Here is a 26,502-nt window from a genome sequence, read left to right on the forward strand (position 1 = left end):
TTCGGGATCAGGGCTTCCAGGTGCGCAGCAGGGAGGCGATCCGCTCGGCTGTGCAGCGCGGGTTGTTCAGCTCGTGGGCGAGCGCGGTGAGCTGTTCGCGGGTGGGGTCGACGGGGATATTGCTGGCCTCGAGGTACATAACGGCGGCAGCGCAGGCGACGGTGAGGTTCGAGCGTTCCAGCCAGCGGCAGCGACCCAGGGTGTGCACCAGAGCAGCGGCGCGGGCGAAGGGGCCGTCGTAGACGGGAGTGTCGATGAGTTCGCCGCGATGGCGGGCGACGGCGGCGATGGGCACGCCGTAGTCGTCGGCGGCCGGGTCGCGGTGGCCGGCCCGCTCGGCGACTTCGAGGATCCAGGATTCGTCGACGTGCAGGATCACGCGGCGGCGCCCGGCTGCGGATTGGCGTACGGGGCGTCGAGCTGCTGCTCCAGATCGTCGAGGAAGCCGCCGTGCTCATCGATGAGGCGCTGGGCGGCCGCCATACCGGCGGCGCGGGCGCCGGTGGTGTCTTCGATGATGAGCCGCTCCACGTACCTGTTGAAATCCAGCGAACGGGAGCGCGCGGCGGCCTTGCCGGCCTCGAGTACGTCCTCGTCCAGCCGGACCTGCGTCTGCTTTTTTGTGGTCATACCTCATGGTAGCAGGGTGGTAGCAGGCGCGGACCGTGCCCAGGATCGGTCAGTGTCGGCGTCTGGTCAACGGGACGCACGACGAGGACGGCGGCCGGGCCCTGAGCCTCATCTACCTGTATAACCGCATCATCGAGAAGGACAAGTTCCTGGTGTGGATCAAGTAGGCATCCACCGTCCGGAATAGGTCCTGACCTGGACCGCGCGCACAACGGACTGGTCCGGGTCGCCGACGGCGTCACCATCGTCATGACCGGCATCCACACCGGAGACGTCGATGTCACGGTCACCCTGCACGAAACCGAACCCGCGCCCGACAACGGCGGCTGGCACGAGATCGTGGAGGTCTCCGCGCACTCCGCATCCGGCGAGCTTATGGTCCGCGGCATGATGGACGACCTGGACGAGGAACTCCCCGTTCTGTCGTTCAACGGTCCCGGCGACTACCGTCTGCGGGTTCATGCACGTGGCCGGGACACCGCCGTCGACCTGGCCCCGGATGAGATCACCGAGCGGTACCTCATCCAGTCCTGGCCGGCACCCGCCCAAGAGGTGACAGTGCTCCGCCGCGCCGATGCTTACGGAGTATCAGTCCGCGCACCCTGATCACAGTTGAAGCCTCTGCCCGCCCGGGCTAGCCGACGGGCAGAGGCTCGCTCATGCCGTGGTGCGTGGCGAGCTGGTCGCGATGATCTGGGAACGCCCCCTTACGGTCCAGGACGCGCTCATCGGGGTCGCGGGACTCGTGACCAAAGCCACTGGCCTGCCTGCTCAGAAGCTGGCAGGCCTGCGGACCACGGATCATCGATGCTCACATCCGGTGCTCCAGCCACAAGAAGATGAGTCCGACGGCTCCGGTGCCGGCGCCGTAACAGGCGGCCGAGCAGCAGGTGCGTGGCGGTGCGCCGCCGCTGCGCAATCCACGTCCAGGCGGTGATGAGCCGTTCCTGTCCCGTGCGTGGCGTTGAGGAGCTAGGGTCCACGGCAGACGTCCTTTTCTGGATGGCGTCCTGACGGGGAGTCCGTCCGGCCGGTGGCCTCGGAACCGGTGGCCGGGTCAAGGACTCCCCTGTTTCCTGTCGTACGGGGTTCGCGGGTGAGCGGCTTTCGGTGGGCTCCTGCAGTCGGGCCATGATGACGGAGCAGTGTGGGGCGCGGGCGGCGAGCCGGTCGACCTCGCTCTCCAGGCGGCCGGTGGGCGGGTGAGCGCCGGAGCCGTTGGCGCGCACGTACCGGTCTAAGATCTCCAGGCCGTCGGGGAAGGCGGCGTCCGGCGGGGCGGTGTCGGCCATCGAGTGGGTGAGCTGGTGGAACCAGTGCCGTGCCCGCCTTGATTCGCCCAGGCACAGGTGGTGCAGGTGCAGGCTCAACTACGTTCTCCGTACGCTCTCGCTACCTTCTGACTGCGTCCTGAGTCCGTGAGCAGGCCCCGGCTCCGAGTCCCTGCATGTGCTCACAGCGCTCGGGAATCGTCTTGCCGAGGGCGTTCCGTGCCGTGACTTTCATCTGCTGTCGGTTGTCTGCGGCTCCGTCGCTCTTCTTGAGCGTCGTGAACGTCTCCCGCTTCGAGATCCGCAACGTCCCGGAGTCCTTGTCCGCCGCCGACTTCGCGATGCGCCTGAAGATCTCAGCGTGATCTTTTCCGTTGAGTGAGGCGGAGACCGGGACTGGACCACGCCTGTGCGTGCTGGAGTACTAGCGCGGTCTGGGGGGACGGGCGACGAAGGGCGTTGTCAGTGGCCGTTCGTAGGGTGGTGGCACATCCAAACGGGAGGCAGCGATGCGCAGGCCGGTCGAGGGCGAAGTGTTCGTTCACTACGGGCAGATCTACGTCGAGAGCGACCCGGAGAGCTACGGCCCGGATCTCGCCGAGGCGTTCGCCGGACAGCGCGCCGGACTGTGCGGCGCTGCGATCCCGGGGACACTGTGGCTGTCGACCGGGCTGCACACGGGGGACGTCGGTTTCACCGTCGAAGTCCACGAGGAGCCGCCCGCGTTGGACCCGCAGTGGGAGGACGTGGTGGAGGTGTCCTTCCGACCCGTCTCGTTGGACAGCCGACTGGTGCAGTGGGCGGGCGAAGCCGTCTGGGAGCTGGACCTGGAGGAGACCGACTACCGGGTGCGGTACTGCGCGAAGGGCATGGACGAGGCAAACAGGGAGGACACCCGGCTGGACGACGAGCCGCAACTGGACTGCTATCTCCTGCAGTTCTGGCCCGCCCCGCCGGAGACCGACCGCGTGCTCAAGCAGACGTCCAAGATCGCCGCCTACTGGCACAACTACGCGGCCGAGCAACCGCCTCCGCCCACCCCCGAGGAGCGCGCCGAGGCCGAGCGCCGCGAGCGGCTCGAACAGGAGCAGGCCGAGCGGGAGCACCGGCTCGCCCTGGAACGCTGGGAGTGGGGCGGACAGCTGCCCAGCCAGGCCCTGCGTGAGGTCCTGGGCAACGTCCGTGGGCTGGTGCGCTTCGATCCGGCCCTTGTCCACGCGATCGACGCCGCCGGCGCCGAAGGACAGCGCGCGGTGGCCCTGTTGGCGGCCCGGCGAGCGTGCGAGCAGTCGGGGCTCACCGCCCTCGGCTGGGTCACCGACGGCCTGACCGCGCTGGCGGACAGGCGCCCCCTGCCGCCGCCTTTCGACGACTGGGATCGCATGTGGCAGGCCCTGGCCGACGACCCGCACGCCCCGGACCGGACCGTGGGCGAGGCCGTCCCGCCCGAGCGGCCCCCGTTCCAGCCACCCGCCGAACGGCCGGGGGTGACGGCCTGGGAGGCACCGCAGGTGGTCGGCCCCGCGGCCGCCGCCGTGGAGTGGTCGAGCCCGCAGCGAGAGCCGCGACGCAGGTCCGGGACCGCATCGTTCAGGATGGCCGTCACCGTAGGTGGGCCCGACCCGTCCTGGCGGATGTCCCAGCCGCACATGGCGCTTCCCGCGGTGACGGGAGCCGCGGAGGCGGACCCGCTGCGGGCCGCACTCGACGCGGTGTACGCCGGCGTGGTCACTTACGGGGAGCATTACGAGACGCTGCTGAGAGAGGTCTGGTCCGCGCTGCCGCCGGCGAGCGACACGCCAGCGCCGTAGCTCGCGGTACGAGAGCATCCGCGTGCGGAGGATGGTCTGACTCCACGACACTCTGATCATGGATTCACGGGTAGCCGCAGTCCTCGGAGCGGTAGTCGGCGCGTTAGGGACAGGCGTTGCACCGTTGACCAGTGGGTGGCTTGGTGCCAGCACCGCAGACCAGCAGATCGTCGCGCAGTACCTTCAGGCGGAACACCAGCGCCGGTTTGAGCATCAGCGGAACCGGAGGGAGCCGCGCAGCCAGGCGTACAGCGATCTCATCGCTCAGACGCAGGCCATCGGGGCCCGCGTCACTGAGATGAATCGCTCGGAGGCCTAGGTCGACGACGTGCGCCGGGTGATGGAGGAGATCAGTCAGCTTCTGCGCTGTCGTGCTCGCGAGGCGCTGGCGAGTACCGGCGCGGATGACACGGCTGTACCGGCGGTTCGATCCGCAGGCCGAGTCTGCCGGTGACCGCGTGTCAGGAGGGCGGGGATTCAGTGCGCTCCTGGGCAGGAGTCGTGATCGTTAGACCGACGGTCTGTGCGTTCCTGGAACGCCCGGAGCCCCGCACGAGGCGGGGCTCCGGGGGGATGATGGTCGCCGTGCACCACACGGTGGTATTCACGGAGTTGGCCGGGCGGCCCCTGCACGGCCAGACGCTGCCCGCCGTGGTGGAACGGGACGTCCACCGTCAGATCGAGGCACTCACGGCCCGCTGCCACCACGCGGCACCCGCCAGCGCGGCCCCGCCGCCCGGCCCCGGCAAACTCCACCGCCACCTGGATATCGCCCGCCCGCTGCTGGCAGACGGTGACGAGGACCTGGCCCTCGCCCTCGCCTCACGGCGCGACACGCTGCCGCCCGTCCCGTGGGTGCCCACCCACGGCGACCTCCAGCCCCGCAACATCCTCCTGGAGGCCGTCGGCGACGGCAGCCTGCGGGCCGGGCTGATCGACTTCGAACGCAGCGAACCGGACCCCGCCGTCCGCGGCTTCGTCCGACTCGCGGACACGTGGCTGGGCCGCCCGGACCTGGCCGACGCGTTCTTCACCGGCTACGGACACCGACTGACCGAGGAGGAGCTGGAACGGCTGCGGTGCGAGGCCGCCCTCGATGCCGTCAGCGGCATCGTCTACAGCCATACCCACCACGACCCGGAACTCCTCGAACGCGGCCTGAGGGCCCTGCGCGCCCTGCGCACCCACACCTTCCGCTGAACCCACCCCTTCTACCCGGCAAGGGAGTCTTCCCGGTGGCCTACACCACACCCGATGAGTGGAACACGCACTACGCCGACGGCGGTACGTTCCGGCAGCTCGGTGACGCCGAGCGCCGGCTCCTCGCCCAGCACGCCCCCGCCCCGGAAGGCGGCCTCGCCCTGGACATCGGCTGCGGACTGGGCGAGTTGGCCCGCCACCTCGCTGACAACGGCTACACGGTCGACGCCATCGACTACGCGCCCGCCGCCCTCACCCGCGCCGCAGCCGACACCACCCCAGGCACGCCAGTCACCTACCTGCTGACAGACATCGAGCATGACGGCGACGACGAACTGCCGCACCCCTCGTACGACTTGATCACGTGCCGTCTCGGCTGGGCCTTCATCCGTGACCGCACCCGCGTGCTGAACCGGCTGCGCGAACGCCTGCGCCCCGGCGGCACCCTGTGCATCATCACGCCTGTCCCTTCTGACGTACCGGACGGCAAGCGCGACATCGCCCTCGACGACGAAGAGATTGGCCTGCTGTGCGCGGGCTGGAAAACCGCCGACCGTCACGACGCCGACGGGCTCGCGTTCCTCATCCTCCGCGACCCGCTGTCCGGGTCGTGCACGCGCAGCGTCTTCGACAGGCCCGGCGCCTGCTCGGCGAGGGTCCTTCAGCTCCAACACCCGCCGCCGCGCCGACAAGCTGAGCGCGGAGCACCGTGATGCGCTCGACGCCCTCGACATGCACTGGTAGACGGGTGCAGGGGACGAAACAAGGCGGCATCGGGTGAGCCGAAGCACGGTAGTTGTCACGTAGGCACGCTTGTTGTCAGTGGAGTACGTGCGGTGTGACTGTTCGGCATCACCGAGCCGAGCGCCATGCGCTACCTCTGCGCGGCCCGCCCGCGGTAGCCCGCCTGGTTCAGCTCTGAATAGTGGCGAGCCAGTCGATCAGCAGGCTGTTGACCTCGTCGGGGCGTTCCTGCTGGACCCAGTGGCCGCAGCCGCCCAGGAGGTGGGAGGCAGACAGGGCGGGCAGGGTGATGGGGTAGGCGTCGATGGCATCGGCCATCCAGGTGGTGGAGGCGTCCAGTGCGCCGCCGACGAACAAGGCGGGCTGTTTGATGGGGGATCCGCGGTGGGGGGCGAGGTCTTCCCAGTCGCGGTCCATGTTGCGGTAGCGGTTGAGGGCGCCGGTCAGACCCGTGCGCTCGAACTCCCCGGCGTAGACGTCGAGGTCCTCCTCACTCAACCAGGCCGGGAGCGGGCCGACGGGGAAACGGTCGCGCATGTGACAGCCCAGGGCGACGAAGTGCGGGTCGGGCTCGCCCTCGGCTGGCATGGTGTCGGCGGACAGGGCCGCGTAGAAGCCCGCGAGCCAGCCCCGGACATCGGGTTCGATCTCCGCCTCGGCGCGGCCGGGTTCCTGGAAGTAGGAGACGTAGAACTCCTGCTCGGGGCCGCCGATCCGGCCGAAGATGTCGGTGGGGCGAGGGCCGCCGGGCGGCGCGTACGGGACGCTCAGCAAGCCGACCGCGCGGAAGACCTCGGGGTGGAGCAGGGCGGAGGTGGCGGCGATGTTGGAGCCCCAGTCGTGGCCGACGACCACCGCGTTCTCCTCGCCGAGGGCGTGCACCACGGTGACGTTGTCCTGCACCAGGTCCAGCATCCGATAGGCATCGGTCTCCGCAGGTTTGGAGGAGCGGCCGTAGCCGCGTACGTCGAGCGCCACTGCCCGGTAGCCGGCAGCGGCGAGGGCGGGGAGTTGGCGGCGCCAGGAGTACCAGGACTCGGGGAAGCCGTGCACGAGCAGGACCAGCGGGCCGGTGCCCTGCTCGACCAGGTGCAGGCGCCCGGCAGGGGCCTCGACGGTGCGGTGGCGGGGTGCGGCGGACGGCTCGGACTGCATGGGGTCTTCTCTCGGTTCGCGGGTGGACGCAGGCACGCATCGATCATGCGGCGCAGCGACCGTCCACCGCGATTACCCTTGCCACTCTGGCAAACTCGCAGGACAGGATGGCGGAGCGGCACGTCCGGAAGGCGGCGGAGCGGGTGACAGGCGACGACGTGGCCGACATGCTGGCGGCGATCGGCCCCCGGCTGCGGGCCGCACGCGAACACCGCGGCTCCACGCTCACCGGCGTCAGCTGCGCGACCGGCATCTCCCCGAGCACGCTGTCGCGGATCGAGACCAGCCGACGCAAACCCACCCTGGCAGTGGTGCTGCAGTTGGCGAAGGAGTACGGCGTGTCCCTGGACCAGCTGGCCGGCACCGCTCCCGCCGCCGAGTCCCGCACCTCCGCGCTCCAGCGTTTCGGCGACGACAAGGCGGTGCTGCCGCTGACCCGGTACGTCGGGGGCCTGCACGCCCACAAACACGTCCTGCCCGCCGTCCAGGAGCCGCCCGCGCGGCCCCGGCAGGTCTCCCACGACGGCTGGGAATGGCTGTGCGTCCTGTACGGGCGGCTGTGGCTCGCACTCGGCGACCAGGACCTCGTCCTGAGTGCCGGGGACGTCGCCGAGTTCGACACCCGCAATCCCCATGGGGTCGCGAACGCCGGCCCCGGCGGCCCGGTCGAGTACCTGGTCATGTTCGGGCCGCAGGGAGAGCGCCTGCGACCGCGCACCCCGTCCGCCCCCGGCCCCAGGGCCCGGTAGCAAGCACCGAACGAACGGCCTGACGTCCCGGACACGCCCAGGATGTCAGGCTTCTTCCTCGTCGTCCTCAGCGGCGTCGGGAGCGCGGAACGCGCGCAGGCCCTGGCCGGGGCCGCTGGCCTTGATGTTGAACAGGTAGCGGCCCAAGAAGGTGAAACTCCAGTTCCGCAAGAAGGGCAGCAGCACCTACACCACCGTCAAGACCGTCACGAGCGGCAGCGGCGGAGCGGTGACCGCCATGGCCACCGCCGGCTCCGACGGGTACTACCGCTTCGCCTTTGTGGGGACCGGCACCACCGCTGCCGTCAACGCGAGCGGCGACTTCGTCGACGTCCGATAGCTTCGGCGCCGATACTGCTCGGGATTGGGTCCGGCCTACGATTCGATCACGATGGCAGCCACGTCCCCCAGCGCTGATCCCGTGTTTGGCCTCGCTTCCGTTTCAAACGAATGTGCTCGGTGAGGGTTCGGTTCGTTTCACGGTCCTGCCGGGTCTATGTCATGGGGCGGGCCTCATCAGCAGTCTTTCGAGCCTTATGGGCGTCCGGGCCCGGATGGGTTCAATCGTCGGCGAGGCAGGCGATCTTCGCGCCGAGGCTGCGGACACCGACCGCAGAACTGGAAGGACCCTGTCCCGCTCCTTGGCCGACCGCATCCGCGGGAAAAGGGGCCGGACGGCCCGTCGATTTCGCCCTGGCTTCCCTCAAGACTGAGATAGGTGACGGTCCCGCCTTTGACGGCCGGATTCGGAGGCTCTGATGGGGAGCACAGACAGCGAGCAGGACGACGAGCTGGATTTGGCGGACGCGATTGCCCTACTGCGCACGCAGGTTGCCCAGGCCCAGGCGCGGATTGCCACTGAAGGCGAGAAGGGGGTGCTGTTCGTTGTCGAGGAGGTAACGCTGCAGCTAGGCGTGGAACTGGCCCGCACCAAGGGCGTGGGCGGAGACCTCCGGTTCAGCGTGATCGGGATCGGAGGCAGAAGAGAACGCGTCGACAGAACCACGCACACGGTCACAGTACAGCTCAAACCACACAAGCCGGGTGGTGGAGATGTCGACGTCTGCGACACCGAGTAGTGACAGCTGGGGCAGGCGCAGAAGGCTGGGGCACAACGATGGAGTTTGATCGCAGAGTACAGGTGCGCCGCTTTCCCCCAGGGCGCGACATCCCAGACTTCGGCTCCGGCTACCTTGTGGGGCCTCGACTGGTGTTGACCGCCGGGCATGTCCTGGGCGATGAAACCGGGCCCCAGCCAGGGACGGTGACGGTGAGCCGACCGGACGCCGATAACCGGCAGTTCCCTTCCGTCGTGCGCTGGTACCTGAAGAACCAGAATGCGGATGCCGCACTGATCGAAGTGGACGACGTACAGGGCTGGGAGGTCCCCGAGTCCCTGGCAGAGACGCACACACGCCCACCGCAGCGATGGGGCTACCTGATCGGCACCCGCCCGCACCCGGTCGACATAGCCGGCTTCCCCCGCATGCAGAAATCGCCAGACGACGACCGTCGCCTCGACGAACAACTCATCGGCCACATCAGGCCGGGAACCGGCTCCTTGGCAGGCCGGTACGAGGTCCTGAGCAGCGACCCCACTGTCCCTCTGCCCGAAGGATCGCCCGGAACCCCTTTCTCCGGGATGTCTGGGGCCGCACTACTCTCCGGGGACTTGCTGTGCGGCGTCGTACGGCGCGATCGAAGGGCCACCGGCGGAACCCGGCTGATCGCCACCCCTGCCCACGAACTCTTGGCCGACACAGCGTTTCGCACGCTGGTAGCCGAACACACCGGCTGGGAACCTCTTCTGGAACCGGCCGAGCCGGCTTCCCTGCTTGCGCCGACGGCCCCCGAACGTGACCTGCGCTCTCCCGCCATGCTCCTGCGGGCCGACGTAGAAGCCGTCGGCTTCCACTCCCGTGAACGGGAACGGGATCAACTCCTCACCTGGTGCAACGACGCACGCGATGCATTCTCGGTGCGAGTCCTCACTGGCCCGGGAGGGCAAGGAAAGACACGTCTCGCCCGCTGGCTCAGCGAAGAACTCCGCCGTCAGAGCTGGGTCACCGGGCATCTGCGCGGAGATATCGCCGATGTCAGGGCCGATCGGCCGGATCTGCACACCTTGGAAACGGCCCATTCCCTGTTCCTCGTTGTCGACTATGCCGATACCCGCCCCCGCCTCGTCCGTGATCTCATCGAGCAGTTGCGCACCACACGGCATCGTGTCCGCTTGTTGCTGGTGGCCAGGGCTGACGGCGGATGGAGGACAGATGCCCTGGGCGCCACCGCCCCTACCCGCGAACTCCTCGCCTGTTCCCCCGTTGTCGAACTTGCACCGCTCACCCCCCGTTCGTCCGAGGCCCGCGTCCATGCCTTCACCCGTGCCGCAACCGATCTCGCACGCTTGCTGAAATACGTCCCCCGGCAGCCCGAAGTCGACTGGCCGGCCTTGGCCGCGGCCCTACGACCGCCCGAAGACCTGAGCACTTCTCGCTACGACTCCGTGCTGACCCTGCAGATGACCGCCCTCATCTCGCTCCTGCAACAAGGCCCCGCCCCCGTCACTGCCATCACCGACCAACCGCCGGAGGCCACCTTGCTGCGGCACGAGCGACGCTACTGGGAGGCCACAGCCGATTCGCCTGAATTCCGGCTGAGGCTGCGCACCATCACGCTGGAGCGCGCGATCGCCGTCGCTGCCGCGTGTGGGGCCGCAGATCAGACTGAAGCTGACGCCACGATACGAAAAGTCCCCGGACTGCCACAGAAGAAGGCCCTGGACACCGCTGAATGGCTCCGGGCGCTGTATCCGCCTGGCCTTCACCGTTACTGGGGATCCCTCCAACCCGACCGCGTCGCCGAGTACCTGGCCTCTGTTGTCCTCACCGGGGACGAGATGCCACTGTCCGAACTACTGGACGACGCCTCTACCAGCCAGCAAGCTCAGATCATCACCGTCCTGGGCCGCGCCGCCACAGCCCACCACAGCGCTCAGCGTAGCTCCGACAGCCACAGAGTCCTGGAGGCCCTGGAGACTGCCCTGGACACCGTCTCCCTTGATCCCGAAGCCTTGCACAACGCCATACTCGCGCTGCCTCACCCGTCCCGAGTGCTCGCCGCGTTGACACGTCGGCTTGCCGACACCCTCGTCAGCACCGTCCGCCCGCTCGCGGAAAAGGATCCAGCCCATCTACTCCAACTCGCTTCCTCTCTGTCCGTCCTCGGCAGCAGCCTGTCGCAAGTCGGGCGGGCCGAGGAGGCACTGGCTGTGGAGCAGGAGGCGGTGGAGATCCATCGAGCGCTTGCCCTGCTTCCGGATACCTATAAGGCTGACCTTGCCGGATCACTCACCAACCTCGGCCTCACTCTGTCGCAGGTAGGACGGCTGAAAGAGGCCCTGCTTCATGGTGAGGAGGCGGTTGAGATCTACCGGCAGCTGGCCACCAGCGACCCAGACACCTACGCACCCGACCTCGCCAGCTCGCTCAGAAATCTCTGTGCAATTTCGTCCGATGCGGGGCGGCTGGACGTAGCCCTCTCCTCCGGTCGGGAGGCGGTTGAGATCTACCGGCGGCTGGCCACCAGCGACCCAGACGCCCACGCCCCTGACCTCGCCGACTCACTGACCAACCTCAACGCCACTCTGTCGCGGGCGGGACGGCCGGAGGAGGCCCTGCTTCATGGCGGGGAGGCGGTTGAGATCTACCGGCGGCTGGCCACCAGCGACCCAGACACCTACGAACCTGACCTCGCCGGCTCACTCAACAACGTCGGTGGAAGCCTGATGGAGTTGAAACGCTGGGAGGAGGCGTTGGCCGCCACCGAGCAGGCCGTGGAGATCCGTCGGCGGCTGGCCACCAGCGACCCGGACGCCCACGAACCCGACCTCGCCACCTCGATGAGCAACCTCGGCGTTGGCCTATCGGGGACGGGACGGCGGGAGGAGGCGTTGGCCGCCACCGAGCAGGCCGTGGAGATCCGTCGGCGGCTGGCCACAACCAACCCAGACGCCCACGAACCCGACCTCGCCGCCTCACTGACCAACCTCGGCAGGCGTCTGTCTCAAGTGGGACGATGGCGAGAAGCTCTGGAAGCCGAGAATGAGGCAGTGGAGATCTATCGAAGGGCCGTCGAAATCGACATGGACGCCCACGGTCCCCACTTCGTAACAGCACTCTCTAACCTCAGCATCAGCCTGTCAAAGGCAGGACAGCGGACAGGGGCGCTCGCTGCAGCACAGGAAGCAGCAAAGATCCAGCTTCGTCTGGCACAGACGAAGCTGGACCGCCCACACCACAATCCCAACCTCTCCCCCACGCTACGCGACCTCGACCCCAGCCTGTCGGGAGTACGGACGTGGGAGGAGGCCCTCTCCTCCACAGAAGAGGCGGTGAACAATTCTCGCCGTTTGGCCACCATCAACCCGGATGCCTACTCTCCCGACCTCGCAACCGCGCTGTATGCCTCGGCAAGAGTGCGGTTCAACTGCCGACAAGACCTCTCTGGAGCGCTGCGAGCAACGGGAGAAGCTGTGGAGATCTACCGCAAACTCGTGACGGAAATGCCCACACGATTCAATCCACACCTGCGCTCTGTATTGCGCCTGCAAGCGGACTTGCTTGTCAGCCTCGGGTATGTCCAGGAAGCAGAAGAAATCCGTCGCTGGCTGGCTGCGAACGCCACCGCACTCGACTCGTAGTTAAGGGCTTACAGATCATTAACATGTTGTCTTGATCATGCTTCTGGTGTTGCTGCTCAGGGCTCGAACCCGAGCCTGGAGCGCTGTGAGGGCCGAGGGCGGAGTGGCCGCCGGCGGGATGACGATGCTGTGCGCCTTCAGCAGTGTCCTGATCTTCAGCAGGGTGCGGCGCATGGCGGTTCGACTGCTGTTGAAGAGGACAGCGAGAGGTTCCGCGGCGAGGGCGACCCGCAGGTGAAGGACGGTCGCCAGGACCTGGTCGGGGAAGGCGGGCCGGGGCGGGCGGCCGCGCTTGAGGTCGCCGTGGAGGGCCAAAGTGTCGGTGAGATCGCCCAGTTGCTGCCGGGACATGCCGGTCAGGGCGGGGTCGGACAGGAGAGCATGGTCCCACTGCGGGGTCGGCTTCTGCGGAGCCCGGAGTGCTGGGATGGCTGGGGTACAGGGCGTAGTTCCAGTCGCCGTGGAGGCGTGGGAACAGGTCGTTCAGCAGGCTGTGAGGCAGAGGAGGGACGATCGGCCCCTGGGCCCGGAACGCGGGTGGGCGCCACGCTGGGGACATGGACAGCACGCTGCTGGCAGCCGCGATCGGCACGGTCGGGGGAGGGCTGGTCACCGCAGGCGGAGCGTGGCTGCGCGTTCGTTCGAGTGTACGGACTGCGGCACGGCTGGTGTACGCGGAGCTGACGAGGGACAGTGCGGCTGTTGCGTACGCCCGGTTCACCGGACGCTGGGCGCCGTCCGCGCTCTCCCGGACGGCGTGGGACACGCACGGCGCGGTCATCGCGCGACGTCGGAGCACCGCATTCTTCCAGGCGGTGCACCGGGGGTACGAGGCGCTGGAGATCGTTCCTGTGCTCGCCGAGGAGTCGCTCGACGAGGAACTGCGCGAGCGTCTGGTACGGGAGCCGCTGACCTGGCTGGTGCGGGCCATCGAGGAACTCGGCAAGGCGGCCGGGATCTCGGCCGAGCAGATCCGGGCGGTGACGGACAGGCTTGACGGACGGCGCACGACGCGCGTCGAGCGCCTCACCGTGCTGCCCCATGTGCGCACCGGCGTCGTGCCCTTGCCGTTGCTGGAGCGCCTCGCCACCGCGGGCACGGCGATCTGGCCGGATACCGGGCACGTGGTCTGTGACGCCGGGCAGCGTGAGGAAGGGTTCGTGGCAGCGCGGCGGACCGGGCAGAATCCCACGGGCGATCCCGCCGTAGACGGTGCGTACGAGGCGCTGCATGTCATCAGCGACTTCGGGCATGCCGTCCTTGGACGCGACTTGCCGGCGGACGGGCCGTTGAACCTGGTCGTCCACTACGGCGAGAGCTACTCCAACGCCTTCTGGCGCGGCGAGGACCTGTACGTGGGCGACGGGGACGGCGAGATCTTCGGGTCGTTCAGCGGGTGCGTCGACCTGATCGCCCATGAGGTGTGGCGCGGGGTGCCGGAGATGGGCCGCCTGGGAGGTGCGGGCGAGAGCGCGGCCCTGTACGCGTCGCTCTGCGATGTCTTCGCCGAGCTGATCAAGCAGTTCGGCAGAGGGGAGAGCGCCGGGGAGGCTGACTGGGTGGTGGGTGCGGGCGTGCTGGCCCCGAAGGTCAACGGGGTGGGACTGCGTTCCCTGAAGGCCCCCGGTACCGCCTACGACGACGAGGTCCTGGGCCGGGACGCGCAGCCCTCGCACATGGACGGCTACGTCTGCGATGGTCCGGCCGACATCAACTCCGGTGTCCCCAACCACGCCTTCTACCTGCTCGCCACCGAACTGGGAGGTCACGCGTGGGAGCACGCCGGACGGATCTGGTGGGACGCCCTGACCGGCGACGGCGTGCACAAGGGGCTGCTGTTCGCCGACTGGGCCCGCCTCACCGCTGCGGCCGCCGCCGCACGTTACGGCGACAGCAGCCGGGAGCACCGCGCCGTCCTCGCCGCCTGGGCAGCGGTGGGAGTCCCTGGTTCCGCCGACGCCGGCTGAGCAGAAGCTGGAGGCGCGGTCATGGGCCGTATATCGGTTGGGTGCCGGGAGCCACATCCAAGTGTGATGCTCCCCGGGGAGATCAAATTTTCCGTCGACAGTCCTGCGCGGATCCCGCACGGTCATAACGACGCCCGGGCTGCGGGGCTCAGGTGCTGGTGGCGGAGGGCAGGATGGGCCAGCCGGAGCGGCGGGCGTGGGTGGTCAGGACGGGGTCGGTGCCGATGACCGAGGGTCTGCCCACTGTGCGGAGCAGGGCGAGGGCGTCGGCGTGGCCGCCGTAGCCGAAGCACCGGTGCAGGTCGGCGCCGTGGGCGGCGGCAGTGGTGCGGGCGGCGCGGGCCTTGGCGGCGGCGGTCATCGGGCGGTGTACCGCGCCGGTGAGGCGCCCCTCGGCATCCAGCAGCGGCTCGGTGCCCATGACCAGGTCGGCCCCCAGGTCCTTGCCGAGGGGGGTGAGGCAGGGCGCGAACGCCTCCGACAGCAGCACCGTGAGGTGCCCGGCTTCCTGGTGGGCGTGCAGCGCGGCGACGGCGGAGGGGATGAACGGCCGGCTCGCCTGCCGGCCGCGGCACAGGTCGTCGTACCAGTGCTGTCCCTGTTCCATCAGATCGGTCCACACGGTGCCCTCGTAGAGCCGGTAGTGGGCGCGGAGGATGTCCACGGGGCCGATGCCGAGCGCGGTCAGGGCGCGCAACTGGCCTCTTTCATAGGCGAACTGTCGTTCGGAGAGGCGGTGGCGCAGGAAGTCTTCCAGGACGCGTGTGCTCAGCAGGGTCTGGTCGATGACGAAGAAGGCGATCACGGGAGCGTTCCGGCCGGGTGTGTCAGTCATCTCGTCCTTCCTGGTGGGCCGGGCGGTGGCGGTGCTGGGCGTGCGGTACGTAGAGGGGCGGGGCGTCGATCAGAGCCCACACTGTTTTGCCGACGTGCCGGTCGGGCCGCACGCCCCACTCCTTGGCGACGGCCTCGACAAGGCGCAGGCCGCGTCCGTTCTCCGCCTCCCCGACCTCGCCGTCCCGGACGACGACCGGCAGACCGGGGCCCTGATCGCAGACCTCGATGAGGCAGGAGCCGTCCTCCCGGGCCGTCACGGCCACCTCGAACTCCCGCACCAGGAGCGGCGCGTGGCGGACCACGTTCGCCGCCGGCTCCGAGACCAGCAGAACCGCATTCGCGGCGGTCTCGCTCTTTGCCGCATACCCCCACGCGGCCAGGTGCCGCCGGACCCGCTGCCGGGCCACACCGACCGAGGCCGGATGGCGGGGCACCCGGAAGGCAACACGTCTCAGCACACGAACCCCCCACTTCGAGCACGGATCCGACACGGCTGCTACACCTGTTTGGTAACCGCTCGCTGCCGTCGGGGACACCCGCCCCCGCCAGATCACGCCAGTCCGCGCCCGGGCCCAGCCCCGTCCCCTTGCAGGACGGCATGGCTGCGTCGCCGCCGCCCCCGGAGCAAGCCGGATCCAAGAACGGGCAGGTCAGCTTTCCGGCGCCGTCCGGGTCCACGGCGGTGCGGCCACCAGAGCCGAACGCGGCGACATGACCGCGTAACCCGGTGGCACATGCGCGTACACGAGCAGAACGGCCGAAGCCCGAGGGGTCGTCGACCGTGCGGCAGGCGGAACAGGCGCCGGCAGCGGTGAGCGGGGTGCCCGCGGCAACCGTCTTCTTGACAAGGGCCGACGGTGACGAAGTCTGCAGCGCACCGTGTTCGTGGTGTGCAGCGCACCGTGTTCGGGCGGGATCCCCAGCAGACAGGCACGATCCGGTTGGGCGCAATGGAGAACGTTCCCGAATGGCTCATGAGCTGACCCCTGACCCGGCGGTGCGGGCCGAGGAGACGTCCGGGTCAGGCCGGCCCCCGTATGCCCGTGGCGTGTGCAGACGAACGCGCGGTGGTTCGTCGAACCCGGCGGTAGCGGGGCACGACCCCGCGCGGCCTCGCCCTGGAGCAGGGCCCCGCCTGACCGAGCCGATGAGCGGGGATGCAGGCACCATGGCGCGATCGCGAGATCCGTGAAATCCGCGCGCCCAGCGGCAACAAGGGCCGAACGGCCCTTGCAGAACAGGTTCGGGGAGTTTTCGATGGGGAGCGTCAGACCTGCGAGCGGCCCCGGCCCCCGGCCCCGTGCGGCGGACAGGCACCGCCGTGCGCGAAGGACCCCTGCTATGGCTGACCAGTCACGTCCCCCCAGCACAGATCGGGTGGAACGCCGGTCCTCCGCGCCCGTGGGGGCGGCACGGTGAAAGACGAGACCGCCCGCCGTCTCACCATGGGCCGCCTGCAGGGGGCGGCAACCGCCGTCGGGCCGCGCCATACGGTCTCACTGGATCCCGACGAGGCCTTGCGGCTGCTCGGCAGTGTGCCGTTGGGCCGCGTCGTCTTCACCCAGAAGGCGCTGCCCGCCGTACGCCCCGTCAACCATGTCCTGGACGACGGCGACATCGTCATCCGCACCCACGACGGCGCCGCTCTGGTCTCGACCGCGCAGCAGGACGGCGACCACGGCGTGGTCGTCGCCTACGAGGCCGATGACATCGACCCTGCCACGCATCTCGGCTGGAGCGTCGTCGTCACCGGCTACTGCCGCCTGGTCACCGACCCCGAGCAGGTGGCGCGCTACCAGGAGATGCTGCACCCGTGGTCGGACCACCGGATGGACCACGTCGTCCGCATCCGCCCCGACCTGATCACCGGCGTCCGACTGGTCAACGGCACCCGCCCGCAGGCGCCGTCGAACGGCTGACCTGCTTCCCAGCGGCCCGGTGAACCGCCCCTACACGTACGTCGGCCACCGAAAGCCCAGGCAGAGGGGGAGATACTCCGCCTGAGCCAGGCCCCTGCGCTCCACGGACCCAGGCGAACCGTGTAAAAGACCCGCGCCATCAGGCAAGGGAGTCGACGACCAGTCCGCCTGCCCGTCCTCGTCGGGCGATAGGGGCCCCGAAAGACCTCAGCACCGGAGCGGAGCGCTCACGTCGCGTCCCGTAAACACGTATCCCACTGATCGCCCGACCCATCCGCCGGACTGGGCGGCAGGGGCACCCGCCATCGCAGGCGCGTCCCACCGCTCGGAGGGTCCTCCAGGGTGAGCGTGCCGCCCAGCACCCGGGCCCGGTCCTCCATGTCCGCCAGCCCGCCGCGCGTCACACCCCTGGGGATTCCTCCGCCGTCGTCGGTGACGCTGAGCTCCATATGACCGGCCCCGGCGACCAGACATACGTCGACGCTGCTCGCCCCGGCGTGCCTGGCGACATTGCTCAGCGCCTCGGCGAGTACGGCGATCAGGTGGTCGGGGACGGCACCGGACACGTTGGTGTCCAGCGGCCCTTCCATGCGCAGTACGGGCGTGAACCCCAGCGACGGAGCTGCCGTCTCCACCGTCGCGGCGGCGCGCGCCCGCAATGTCCAGGTCTTGGACCCGCCCTCGTGTGTACGCAGGCCGAAGGCCGCCGACCGGATGATGTTGATGGTGGTGTCGAGGTCGTCGACCGTGTGCGCCATCCGCTCGGCCGCTTCCGGATGCTGAACCAGCCGCTGCACACCCTGCAGGGCCAGGCCGGACGCGAACAGGCGGTGGATGGCGAGATCGTGCAGGTCGCGGGCGATCCGCTCCCGGTCCCGCAGGAGCACAATCTGCTCCGCGTCACGGCGCCGGTCCTCCAGTTCCATGCCCAGGGCCGCCTGTCCCGCGAACGCGAGCAGGGGCTCGGTCTCCGCGGTACCGAAGCCCGGACGTCCTTTGCCGCGAGCGAGCATCAGTACGCCGCGGGCCGCCTCACCGGTGCCCAAGGGCACCGCCACCGCAGGTCCGAGGCCGGCCCAGAGCGCCGTCTCCTCCCCGTCTGCGCGCGGGTCGTGTGCGAGGTCGGCACTGACGACGGCTCCGGTGCCGGCGAGGGCCACCCCGAGGAATCCGTCGCGTCCGGACAGCCACGAACCCGGATGCGCCTGCGCGCCCTCCCCCACGGCCAGCACGGTGCGCAGCCCGCCCGTACCAGCGTCCGGTACTGCGATGATGCCCAGGTCGGCAGACATGTTCCGCCTGGCGCATTCCGCGACCAGCCGTAGCACCTCGTCCCGGGGCCGCCCGGCCAAGAAGCTGCCGGTCACCTCGCCGACGGCGGCCAGCCATGCCTCCCGGCGCCGCCCCTCCTCGTACAGCCGGGCGTTCTCGATCGCGACCCCGGCCGCGACGGCCAGCGTGCAGACGACCGCCTCGTCCTCCGCGTCGAACTCCTTCGCACCCCGCTTGTTCGTCAGGTACAGGTTGCCGAACACCTTGTCCCGCACCCGGATGGGCACCCCGAGGAAGGAGTGCATCGGCGGATGGTGCTCGGGAAAGCCATAGAAGTCCGGGTGGTCGGAGATTTCCGCGAGCCGCACCGGCCGCGGGTTGCTGATCAGCAGCCCGAGCACACCGTGCCCTCGGGCAGCGGCCCGATCCGCTCCCGTGCCTCGTCGCTGATCCCAACCGGCACGAACGCCGACAGTCGCCCGTCCGCGCCGACCACGCCCAGCGCCCCGTACTCGGCGTCCACCAGCGCGACCGCTGTCTCCACGATGCGCCGCAGCACCTGGGGCAGCTCCAGCCCCCGGCCGACGTCCACCACCGCCTCCAGCAAGGAGTGCACCCGGTCCCGGGCCCCGCGGCTCGTGTCGAGGCGCAGCTGCAACTCCTCCAGCAGCTCGTCCAGGCGCAGCCTCGGGAGCAGCTCGTCCCCCTGCGTGCTTCCGGTACCCACGACACCCTCCGCCTTGCGCCCGGCTCGACGGCTTCCACCGTGTCTGTCTCCACCGTAGAACTGCTGGGCGCACCGGACCAGACAGTCGGCCGAGCTGCTGGTCAACGTGGGGAAAGAGGCTGTTGTGCCCGGCCGACGCCCCCTCCTCACCGACGGCCGGGCACCGGATCCCCGCCCGCCACGCGGGAGGATCGCGGGCGTGGACGGCTCAGCCGGTATCAGCCGCCCGGCGCCTGTCGCACGCCGCGCTCACGCCGACCGGCGCGGTGATGCTTGGGCCGCGGGGCGGGCGAGGTGGGTGGTGAACCAGTCCCTCGCAAGCTCGGCGACCGTAGCCAGGGCGCCGGGTTCGGTGAAGAGGTGGGTGGCGTCGGGAACGACGGCGAGTTGGTGTTCGCAGTGCATCCGGTCGGCGGCGAGCCGGTTGAGTTCGAGAACGGTGGTGTCCTGGCCGCCCACGATGAGCAGCGTGGGCGCGCGCACCCGGGCCAGTGCGGTGGGAATGACCAGGTCGGGGCGTCCGCCCCGCGAGACGAGGGCGCGGACGTCGGCGTCGGGGGCGGAGGCGGCCTCCAGGGCGGCCGCCGTGCCGGTGCCGCGCCCGAAGTGGGCAATGGGCAGGCCGGTTTCGTGGCGCAGCCAGTCGGCGGCTGCGCGTAGGCGCCGGGCGAGCAGAAGGACGTCGAAGACCTTGGCCTGGTCGTGTTCCTCGTCCTCGGTGAGCAGGTCGAGGAGCAGGGTGCCCAGTCCTGCCCGGTTCAGGGCGTCGGCGAGGTACCGGTTGTGGCGGCCGTGCCGGCCGCTGCCGCTGCCGTGCGCGAACGCCACCACCGCCGGGGCCTCGTCGGGGAGTGTGAGGCGCGCAGCCAACCGCACCCCGGCGGCGGGCAGTTGCACCTGCCGACGCCACATCCGCGGGCTCGGGGCGGCGGCGACGAGCGGCACGGCTGGCACGGGGTGAGCGGCCCGGGCGAGCAGGTCAGCTACCTCTGCGTCGGACGTCTGGCCGAAGTGGTGATACCAGGCGCCGACCGAGTCCATGTGAAGTAGGGTCTGCATGCAGATGACTTCGTCGGCCACACGGTGCAGTTCCGTGACGACGGCCGCCGATCCGACGGGCACGGCGAAGACGATCTCGGCTGCCCCTTGGCCACGTACGACCCGGCAGGCGGCCTCGGCCGTGACACCGGTGGTCAGCCCGTCGTCCACGATCACCGCCGTACGCCCGGCCAGTGGCAGGGGCTGCCGACCTGCGCTGTAGTGGCCTACCCACCAGTCGAGCTCGGCCCGCACCCGCCGTTCCACGGCCGTCTGCTCGGCGGGACTCAGTCCGGTCTTCCGGACGACGGACTCGTCCAGGACGCGCACCCCGTTCCGACCGACGGCACCGAAGGTCCACTCCGGTTGCCATGGCACACGCAGCCTGCGCACCACGAGTACGTCCAGTGGCGCGCCCAGCTCCTGGGCCACCTCGTAGGCCACCGGCACCCCGCTGCGCGCCAGTCCCAGCACCACCACGTTGTGGCCGCGCAGGAACTCGAGGTGCCAGGCCAGCTGCCGCCCGGCTTGCCTGCGGTCGTCGAAGAGCATCGCCGCCACCCCCAGTCCTGACAGAAGTTCGGCGGCACTCAACCGCCGCACCACGGGGGCGAGTTGTCCCTCACCTCTCATTGCAGCGCGCTTCACTGGACGCCGCCAGGGACATCCGGCCCAGGCCCTGGGCCATCGGACCCTGCCGTCTACCCAGTGCTGCGGACCAGAAAGGCCACGGTGTCGGCGAGGGTGGTGAGTTCGGGGTAGTCGTCCTCGTCGATGCGTACGCCGGTGCGTTCTGAGAGGAGTTCCACCAGGCTGAGGAAGTCGAGCGAGTCCAGCGCCAGCGCGTCGCGGAACTTGTCGTCGGGCTGTACATCGGTGAAGTCGGCGTCCGGGGCGACCTCGGTGATGCACGCCTTGACCAGGGTCAGTGCCTCCGTGCTGTTCAAGGGCTTCATCCGGTTCACAACTCCTCGGGTCGCTGCAGCAGGCGGTCGATGGCGGTGAGGTAGCGGGCGCCGATCGCGCCGTCGGAGGCGCGGTGGTCGGCGGACAGGGTGGCGGTGACCACCGGGCGTACGCCCAGCAGACCGCCCGTCGCCCAGGGCCGTTCCACGACGGCGCCGAAGCCGACCAACGCCACTTGCGGCGGATAAATGACGCCGTAAACCGTCTCCACGCCCTGGTCGCCGAGGTTGGTGACGGTGAGGGTGGCGCCGGACAGGTCGCTGCCGCGCAGTCGTCCCCTGCGAGCCCGCTGGACGAGGTCCTTCAGCGCGGCCATGAGTTGCTCGGGCCGCAGCGTGTCCGCGGCGTGGATCACTGGTGTGAGCAGTCCTCCGTCGCGCAGCGACACGGCGACCCCGAGGTGCACTCCGGTGCCGGGCGTGAATCCGCCGTCCTGCCAGAAGCCGTTGAGCTGCGGCGCCTCCCGGGCCGCGACGGCCGCGGCCCTGAGCAGCAGGGCGGCTGGGACAAGCCGCTCGGACGGCGGGAATCCGCGGTTGCGGCGTCGCAGCCAGTCCGCTGCCGCCGCGAGGTCGATGGTGGTGGACAGGTAGTAGTGCGGTATCTCCTTCTTGGAGCGGCTCATCAGCTCGCCGATGGCGCGACGCATCGTGGCCGCCCGCTGGTCCTCGCGGCTTACGGACACCGGGTGTTCGGGCACCGGTTCCTCGCGCCGCCGGCGTCCCCCGGTCCGCTGCGGCTCGTGGAGCTCGGGGCCGCCACGGGCGCGGACGGCCGCGTGGACGTCCGCCGCGCGTACGGCTCCCCCGTCTCCGGTGCCGTGCAACGCGGCCAGGTCGACGTCGAGTTCGCGGGCCCGTCGCCGGGCGTACGGGGTGGCCCGCACTCTGGGTGCAGGGGCTGGCACGGCATGCTCGACGTCGGCACGAGTGATCCGGCCGCCGTGTCCGGTGCCGTGCACGGACGTCAGATCGACACCCCGTTCGGCCGCGAGGTGGCGTACGAGCGGCCCGGCCTCGACCGCCGTCTGCTCCCCGACCGGCCGTCGGGGAGCAGACGGCGTCACGGGAGCCGTCGCCGTGAGCGCGGGCTCCCTGACGAGCTTGCGCCCACGGGCCGCTGCGGGGGCAGGCTCGGGGCGGGGCGGGGCGGCCAGTCGGGCCACCGGTTCCGCTGCGGCCTCGACGGGTGCGCCTTCCCGCATGGCTTCCGTCGGCGCTGCTTCCGGCACGCCGCGGGCGAGGGCGGCCTCCCCCACCGCCGCTGCCGGAGCCGTCTCCCGCACGGCAGCCGTCTTCGCGCCCTCGATCACCGCCAGCGGCGTCCCCACCGGCACCCGCGTCCCGGGCTCGACAAGCAGCTGCCCCATGGTCCCCGATTCGAAGCACTCGATCTCGATGGCCGCCTTGTCGGTCTCGACGACCGCCACGACGTCGCCCTTGTTCACCCGGTCACCGGGGCCGACGAGCCATTCCAGCAGCAGCCCTTCGTCCATGTCGGCGCCGAGCGAGGGCATAGTGAACTCGGCCATCTCAGCCCGCCTTTCCGGCGCTCGGCTCCTGCTCCTCGTCGATGGTGTACGGCGCGGGGCCGACCGCGCGGCGCGCGGCCGCGACGATCCCGGCGACCTGCGGCAGCGCGGCCTCCTCCAACCGGCGCGCGTACGGCATGGGCACCTCCGCACTGCACACGCGCTCAACGGGGGCATCGAGGTCGTAGAAGTTGTGCTCGGTGATACGGGCGGAGATCTCGGCGGCCAGACTGCCGGTGCGCCAGCCCTCGTCGACGATCACGGCGCGGTGCGTGCGCGCGACTGATGCGGCGATGGTCGCGTCGTCCAGCGGACGCAGCGTGCGCAGGTCGACGACCTCGGCGCTGATGCCGCCGCTCGCCAGGTCGTCGGCGGCGGCCAGAGCCTTCGGCAGCGAACCGCCGTAGGTGATCAGGGAGATGTCCGTTCCAGGCCTGCGGATCGCCGCGTGGTCGAGGTCGACGGGGCCCGCGTCGACGGGGAGGTCGCCGGCGGCGTTGTACAGGCTGCCGTGCTCGAAGATCAGCACCGGGTCGGGGTCGGCGAGCGCCGGGGCCAGCATGTGGCGCGCGTCGGCGATCGTCGCCGGAGCCAGGACCCGCAGGCCCGGGATGTGGGCGTACCAGCCCTCCAGGCTGTGCGAGTGCTGGGCCGCCAGCTGCCGCCCGGCGCCGGTGGTCATGCGGATGACGATCGGCACAGGCAGCTGCCCGCCCGACATGTGCAGCAGGGTCGCCGCGTTGTTGAGGATCTGGTCTAGGGCCAGCAGGCTGAAGTTGACCGTCATGATCTCGACGATCGGCCGCATGCCCGCCAGGGCCGCGCCGATCCCGGCGCCGACGAACGCCGACTCCGACAGCGGGGCGTCCCGGATCCGTTCGGGCCCGAACTCCTCCAGCAGGCCGAGGCTGACGCCGAAGCAGCCGCCGTAGCGCCCGACGTCCTCGCCCATCAGGAACACGCGCTCGTCGGCGCGCAGTGCCTCCCGCAGGGCCTCGCGCATCGCTTCGCGGTAGGTCGTCTTGTTTTCGGCAGAGTCGCCTGGGTTCGTCGCCATGGTCAACTCGCCTCCTCCGCGGGGCTGGTGACGTACCGCAACAGGTCCTCGACGGGTTCCTCGGGGGCGTGCTCGGCGGTGTCCACGGCCGCGTCGATCTCGGCGCTCACCCGCTGCTCCAGCGCGGCGAGGGTCTTGTCGGTGAGCCCACCACTCTCGCGCAGCCGCCGGTCGAGCCCTTCGATCGGGTCGCGGTCCTTCCACTGCTCGATCTCGGCCTTGTCGCGGTAGCGGTCGGGGTCGTACATGGAGTGGGCTCGGAAACGGTAGGTCCGCATCTCCAGGAAATGCGGCCCGGTTCCGGTGCGCACGCCTTCGGCCGCACGCCGGGCAGCGTCCTCGACGGCGAGCACGTCCATGCCGTCGACGGCCCAGGAGACCATGCCGTACGAGGCGGCACGCAGCGCCAGGTCGGTCTGGGCCTGGTGTCGTTCGAGGGCCGTGCCCATGGCGTACAGGTTGTTCTCGCAGACGAACAGCAGCGGCAGGTGCCACAGCGCGGCCAGGTTGGCCGTCTCGTGGAACTCGCCCTCGGCGAAGGCACCGTCACCGAAGAAGCAGCAGGTGATGCGGTTGCGGCCATTCATGCGATCGGCGAGGGCGAGGCCTGCGGCGAGCGGCAGGCCTCCGCCGACGATGGCGTTGCCGCCGTAGAAGCGGCGGTTCACGTCGAAAAGGTGCATCGAGCCGCCGCGGCCCCGGCTGCAGCCGGTGGACTTGCCGAACATCTCGGCCATGATCGCGTCGGCGGCCACACCGCGGGCGAGCGCGTGCCCGTGTTCGCGGTAGGTCGACACGACCGCGTCGTCCTCGGTGAGCGCCTCGTTGACCCCGACGGCGACAGCTTCCTCGCCGATGTACAGGTGCATGAAACCCCGGATGCGCGCGGCGCTGTAGAGCTCGACGCAGCGTTCCTCGAACCGGCGGATGCGCAGCATCGAGCCGAGCAGGGAGAGTTGGTGGGCCGACCGGTTCCTCGGCTGCGCCTTGATCTTCGACCTGCGCGGAGTGCGGGCGGTGCTCATGCGGACCCCTCCGTTCCCTCCAGGGTGGAGATGTCGCCCTCGGGCAGGCCGAGTTCACGCGCCCGCAGCAGGCGGCGCATGACCTTGCCGCTGCGGGTGTGGGGCAGGTGCTGATCGAAGGCGATCTCGCGGGGCGCAACGGCCGGGCCGAGCCGGCGCCGGGCGAAGGCCGTCAGTTCCTGTCGGGTGGCGGTGGTGGGCTCGAAGCCGGGTCGCAGGGTGACGAACGCCTTGACGATGTTCCCGGCGACGGGGTCGGGCCTGCCGATCACGCCGGCCTCGGCGACCGCGGGGTGCTCCATGAGCGCGCTTTCGACCTCGAACGGCCCGACGAGGTGCCCTGCCGACTTGATGACGTCGTCCGCGCGTCCGACGAACCAGTACCAGCCGTCCGCGTCCCGCCGCACCAGGTCACCGGTGAGGTACCAGCCGCCCGCGAACGCCGCTGCGGACCGCTCCTCGTCGTGCAGATATCCGCGGAACATCGACGGCCATCCCGGCCGCAGCGCCAACTCGCCCTCCGCGCCGGGCTCCTCCAATACGGTGACGTGGCCGCAGGTGACCTCAGCCCGGCCATCGGCACCGCGCCGCAGTACCGCCGCCTCCACTCCGGGCAGCGGGCGCCCCATCGAGCCGGGACGGATGTCGCAGGCCGCGAAGTTGGCGATCATGATGGCGCCGGTCTCGGTCTGCCACCAGTTGTCGTGGATCGGCAGCCCCAGGACGTCCTGCCCCCAGACCACGGCCTCGGGGTTGAGGGGCTCGCCGACCGAGGCGATGAAGCGCAGCGCGCTCAGGTCGTAGGAGCGAGGCAGGTCGTACGACCCGGTCCGCGGCGTCGTCCGCATCAGCATCCGCAGCGCCGTCGGGGCCGTGTACCAGACACTGACCCGCTGCTCGGCGAGGATCCGGTACCAGCGCCGCGCGTCGTAGTCGCCCTCGTCGACCACGACCGTCACCCCGTGCATAAGCGGGGCGATGATCCCGTACGACATGCCGGTGACCCAGCCCGGATCGGCCGTGCACCAGAACACGTCGTCCGCGTGGAGGTCGAGCGCGTATGCCGCGGTCGCGTAGTGGGCGACAGCCGCCTCGTGCACGTGCACGGCGCCCTTGGGCGTACCCGTGGTGCCGCTGGTGAAGTGCAGCAGGGCCATGTCGTCCGGCGAGGTCGGCGGGATGGTGAAGGTGTCGGAGGCGTCCGCCAGCAACGCACCGTACGAGACGGTGCCCGGCAGCTCGTGCGCGCCCTCGCCGACGATCAGCACGTGCTCCAGCTCGGGCAGGCGCTCGCGCCCCGCCGCGACCTTCCTGCGGTACAGCTCGGCCGTGGTGACCAGCACCCGGGCGTCACTCAGGCGCAGCCGTTGCGCGACCGGGTCCGGCCCGAAGGCGGAGAACAGCGGGCACACCACGCTGGTGTTCTTCAGCGCGCCCAGGACCACGGTGTACAGCTCGGGACACCGCCCCAGCAGGGTCACGACGCGGTCGCCCCGGCCGATGTCGAGCGTGCGCAGCACGTTCGCGAACCGGGCCGTGGAGTGGGCCAGTTCGGCGTACGTCACGGTGGTCACGGAGTCGTCGCGGCCCACACAGCGCAGGGCCACCACGCCCCCGTGACCGGATGCCACGTGCCGGTCCACCGCCTCGTACGCGATGTTCAGGCCACGTCCGCCGGGCAGTCCGTCGAGTTCGGTGCGCGCGTCCGACCAGGAGAAGTCCTCGCACACCTTCTCGTAGTCGGCGAGGTTGGACGGGACCTGCGGCGGAGTGTCCTTGCGGATCGTCTCCCAGGGCATGGCGACTCCCTTCCCTACGGCCTACCTCGACCATCCACCCGCGCTGCGGCGCACGCACTGGGCCGAACGGTCCCGATCCGGGCCAGGCGGCTTCCGCGCGAC

21 protein-coding genes and 3 pseudogenes are annotated in these 26,502 nt (G+C 70.1%); 11 read left to right on the top strand and 13 right to left on the bottom strand.

Annotated elements, in window-relative coordinates; all coding sequences use genetic code 11:
* Positions 1-7: 7 nt before the first annotated feature.
* Together PH203_RS42435 and PH203_RS42440 are read right to left on the bottom strand one after the other, a co-directional pair.
* Positions 8-379: a fic family toxin-antitoxin system, toxin component gene (locus tag PH203_RS42435; RefSeq protein WP_289927457.1), complete on the bottom strand. Its 372-nt coding sequence runs from the start codon at positions 377-379 to the stop codon at positions 8-10.
* Positions 376-630, bottom strand: coding sequence for a hypothetical protein (locus tag PH203_RS42440; protein ID WP_289927458.1), 255 nt, complete (start codon positions 628-630; stop codon positions 376-378). Before PH203_RS42440 ends, PH203_RS42435 begins: the two co-directional genes overlap by 4 nt.
* Before the next feature lie 35 nt (positions 631-665).
* On the opposite strand from PH203_RS42440, the gene PH203_RS42445 reads away from it, so the two are divergent.
* The 5 genes from PH203_RS42445 (at position 666) to PH203_RS42465 (ending at position 5,625) form a co-directional block, all read left to right on the top strand.
* Positions 666-797, top strand: coding sequence for a hypothetical protein (locus PH203_RS42445; protein ID WP_289927459.1), 132 nt, complete (start codon positions 666-668; stop codon positions 795-797).
* 82 nt (positions 798-879) lie between these two features.
* Positions 880-1,236, top strand: coding sequence for a hypothetical protein (locus tag PH203_RS42450; RefSeq protein WP_289927460.1), 357 nt, complete (start codon positions 880-882; stop codon positions 1,234-1,236).
* Between the two features lie 1,174 nt (positions 1,237-2,410).
* Complete coding sequence (locus tag PH203_RS42455; protein WP_289927461.1) at positions 2,411-3,712, top strand: hypothetical protein; 1,302 nt, start codon at positions 2,411-2,413, stop codon at positions 3,710-3,712.
* A gap of 585 nt (positions 3,713-4,297) precedes the next feature.
* Positions 4,298-4,912 (top strand): phosphotransferase, encoded by a 615-nt coding sequence (locus tag PH203_RS42460; protein ID WP_289927463.1) that lies wholly within the window; start codon positions 4,298-4,300, stop codon positions 4,910-4,912.
* A 35-nt stretch (positions 4,913-4,947) separates the two neighbouring features.
* Positions 4,948-5,625, top strand: a complete 678-nt coding sequence (locus PH203_RS42465) for a class I SAM-dependent methyltransferase (protein ID WP_289927464.1) — start codon at positions 4,948-4,950, stop codon at positions 5,623-5,625.
* Between the two features lie 199 nt (positions 5,626-5,824).
* Here the strand turns inward: PH203_RS42465 and PH203_RS42470 are convergent, their stop codons facing one another.
* Positions 5,825-6,811: an alpha/beta hydrolase gene (locus PH203_RS42470; protein ID WP_289927465.1), complete on the bottom strand. Its 987-nt coding sequence runs from the start codon at positions 6,809-6,811 to the stop codon at positions 5,825-5,827.
* Positions 6,812-6,954: 143 nt separating this feature from the next.
* On the opposite strand from PH203_RS42470, the gene PH203_RS42475 reads away from it, so the two are divergent.
* The 4 genes and pseudogenes from PH203_RS42475 (at position 6,955) to PH203_RS42490 (ending at position 12,262) form a co-directional block, all read left to right on the top strand.
* On the top strand, positions 6,955-7,560 hold the full coding sequence (locus tag PH203_RS42475; RefSeq protein WP_289927498.1) for a helix-turn-helix transcriptional regulator: 606 nt from the start codon (positions 6,955-6,957) through the stop codon (positions 7,558-7,560).
* A gap of 145 nt (positions 7,561-7,705) precedes the next feature.
* A pseudogene (locus PH203_RS42480) lies at positions 7,706-7,900 on the top strand (calcium-binding protein); the annotation flags it as partial.
* Between the two features lie 418 nt (positions 7,901-8,318).
* Entirely contained in the window at positions 8,319-8,639 is a 321-nt protein-coding gene (locus tag PH203_RS42485) for a trypco2 family protein (RefSeq protein WP_289927466.1), read from the top strand.
* Between the two features lie 38 nt (positions 8,640-8,677).
* Entirely contained in the window at positions 8,678-12,262 is a 3,585-nt protein-coding gene (locus PH203_RS42490; RefSeq protein WP_289927467.1) for a tetratricopeptide repeat protein, read from the top strand.
* 18 nt (positions 12,263-12,280) lie between these two features.
* Here the strand turns inward: PH203_RS42490 and PH203_RS42495 are convergent.
* Positions 12,281-12,722 (bottom strand): annotated as a pseudogene (locus PH203_RS42495) (ISAzo13 family transposase); the annotation flags it as partial.
* Between the two features lie 97 nt (positions 12,723-12,819).
* Here PH203_RS42495 and PH203_RS42500 point away from each other — a divergent pair.
* Positions 12,820-14,229, top strand: a complete 1,410-nt coding sequence (locus PH203_RS42500; RefSeq protein ID WP_289927468.1) for a M4 family metallopeptidase — start codon at positions 12,820-12,822, stop codon at positions 14,227-14,229.
* Between the two features lie 148 nt (positions 14,230-14,377).
* Here the strand turns inward: PH203_RS42500 and PH203_RS42505 are convergent, their stop codons facing one another.
* Together PH203_RS42505 and PH203_RS42510 are read right to left on the bottom strand one after the other, a co-directional pair.
* Positions 14,378-15,064: a haloacid dehalogenase-like hydrolase gene (locus PH203_RS42505; RefSeq protein ID WP_289927469.1), complete on the bottom strand. Its 687-nt coding sequence runs from the start codon at positions 15,062-15,064 to the stop codon at positions 14,378-14,380.
* Entirely contained in the window at positions 15,057-15,524 is a 468-nt protein-coding gene (locus tag PH203_RS42510; RefSeq protein WP_289927470.1) for an ATP-binding protein, read from the bottom strand. Before PH203_RS42510 ends, PH203_RS42505 begins: the two co-directional genes overlap by 8 nt.
* A 987-nt stretch (positions 15,525-16,511) precedes the next feature.
* Between PH203_RS42510 and PH203_RS42515 the strand changes: the two genes are divergently transcribed.
* On the top strand, positions 16,512-16,985 hold the full coding sequence (locus tag PH203_RS42515; protein WP_289927500.1) for a pyridoxamine 5'-phosphate oxidase family protein: 474 nt from the start codon (positions 16,512-16,514) through the stop codon (positions 16,983-16,985).
* A 227-nt stretch (positions 16,986-17,212) separates the two neighbouring features.
* Here the strand turns inward: PH203_RS42515 and PH203_RS42520 are convergent.
* The 7 genes and pseudogenes from PH203_RS42520 to acsA all read right to left on the bottom strand — a co-directional run bounded on the left by PH203_RS42520 (position 17,213) and on the right by acsA (position 26,400).
* A pseudogene (locus PH203_RS42520) lies at positions 17,213-18,984 on the bottom strand (GAF domain-containing protein).
* A 249-nt stretch (positions 18,985-19,233) separates the two neighbouring features.
* Positions 19,234-20,574, bottom strand: a complete 1,341-nt coding sequence (locus tag PH203_RS42525) for a phosphoribosyltransferase family protein (protein ID WP_289927502.1) — start codon at positions 20,572-20,574, stop codon at positions 19,234-19,236.
* Between the two features lie 149 nt (positions 20,575-20,723).
* The gene (locus PH203_RS42530) at positions 20,724-20,978 is read right to left on the bottom strand and encodes an acyl carrier protein (RefSeq protein ID WP_289927472.1); all 255 of its coding nucleotides are present in this window, start codon (positions 20,976-20,978) and stop codon (positions 20,724-20,726) included.
* A gap of 5 nt (positions 20,979-20,983) precedes the next feature.
* Positions 20,984-22,519, bottom strand: coding sequence for a dihydrolipoamide acetyltransferase family protein (locus tag PH203_RS42535; RefSeq protein ID WP_289927474.1), 1,536 nt, complete (start codon positions 22,517-22,519; stop codon positions 20,984-20,986).
* Between the two features lies 1 nt (position 22,520).
* Positions 22,521-23,576, bottom strand: a complete 1,056-nt coding sequence (locus PH203_RS42540) for an alpha-ketoacid dehydrogenase subunit beta (protein ID WP_289927475.1) — start codon at positions 23,574-23,576, stop codon at positions 22,521-22,523.
* A 2-nt stretch (positions 23,577-23,578) separates the two neighbouring features.
* On the bottom strand, positions 23,579-24,601 hold the full coding sequence (gene pdhA / locus PH203_RS42545; RefSeq protein ID WP_289927476.1) for a pyruvate dehydrogenase (acetyl-transferring) E1 component subunit alpha: 1,023 nt from the start codon (positions 24,599-24,601) through the stop codon (positions 23,579-23,581).
* Complete coding sequence (gene acsA, locus PH203_RS42550) at positions 24,598-26,400, bottom strand: acetate--CoA ligase (RefSeq protein ID WP_289927477.1); 1,803 nt, start codon at positions 26,398-26,400, stop codon at positions 24,598-24,600. The genes pdhA and acsA overlap by 4 nt, the downstream gene beginning before the upstream one ends.
* Positions 26,401-26,502: the final 102 nt, after the last annotated feature.

It is taken from the genome of Streptomyces sp. S.PB5 (genome assembly GCF_030403745.1).
In the GTDB taxonomy this organism is placed as follows: domain Bacteria; phylum Actinomycetota; class Actinomycetes; order Streptomycetales; family Streptomycetaceae; genus Streptomyces.

Bases quoted from the DNA above. Each gene is read 5' to 3' on its own strand.
- PH203_RS42490 (WP_289927467.1), top strand. From the start codon at position 8,678: ATGGAGTTTGATCGCAGAGTACAGGTGCGCCGCTTTCCCCCAGGGCGC.
- PH203_RS42500 (WP_289927468.1), top strand. From the start codon at position 12,820: ATGGACAGCACGCTGCTGGCAGCCGCGATCGGCACGGTCGGGGGAGGG.
- PH203_RS42540 (WP_289927475.1), bottom strand. From the start codon at position 23,576: ATGGCGACGAACCCAGGCGACTCTGCCGAAAACAAGACGACCTACCGC.
- PH203_RS42530 (WP_289927472.1), bottom strand. From the start codon at position 20,978: ATGAAGCCCTTGAACAGCACGGAGGCACTGACCCTGGTCAAGGCGTGC.
- PH203_RS42515 (WP_289927500.1), top strand. From the start codon at position 16,512: ATGGGCCGCCTGCAGGGGGCGGCAACCGCCGTCGGGCCGCGCCATACG.
- acsA (WP_289927477.1), bottom strand. From the start codon at position 26,400: ATGCCCTGGGAGACGATCCGCAAGGACACTCCGCCGCAGGTCCCGTCC.
- PH203_RS42505 (WP_289927469.1), bottom strand. From the start codon at position 15,064: ATGACTGACACACCCGGCCGGAACGCTCCCGTGATCGCCTTCTTCGTC.
- PH203_RS42470 (WP_289927465.1), bottom strand. From the start codon at position 6,811: ATGCAGTCCGAGCCGTCCGCCGCACCCCGCCACCGCACCGTCGAGGCC.
- PH203_RS42455 (WP_289927461.1), top strand. From the start codon at position 2,411: ATGCGCAGGCCGGTCGAGGGCGAAGTGTTCGTTCACTACGGGCAGATC.
- PH203_RS42485 (WP_289927466.1), top strand. From the start codon at position 8,319: ATGGGGAGCACAGACAGCGAGCAGGACGACGAGCTGGATTTGGCGGAC.
- PH203_RS42440 (WP_289927458.1), bottom strand. From the start codon at position 630: ATGACCACAAAAAAGCAGACGCAGGTCCGGCTGGACGAGGACGTACTC.
- PH203_RS42535 (WP_289927474.1), bottom strand. From the start codon at position 22,519: ATGGCCGAGTTCACTATGCCCTCGCTCGGCGCCGACATGGACGAAGGG.
- PH203_RS42450 (WP_289927460.1), top strand. From the start codon at position 880: ATGACCGGCATCCACACCGGAGACGTCGATGTCACGGTCACCCTGCAC.
- pdhA (WP_289927476.1), bottom strand. From the start codon at position 24,601: ATGAGCACCGCCCGCACTCCGCGCAGGTCGAAGATCAAGGCGCAGCCG.
- PH203_RS42525 (WP_289927502.1), bottom strand. From the start codon at position 20,574: ATGCTCTTCGACGACCGCAGGCAAGCCGGGCGGCAGCTGGCCTGGCAC.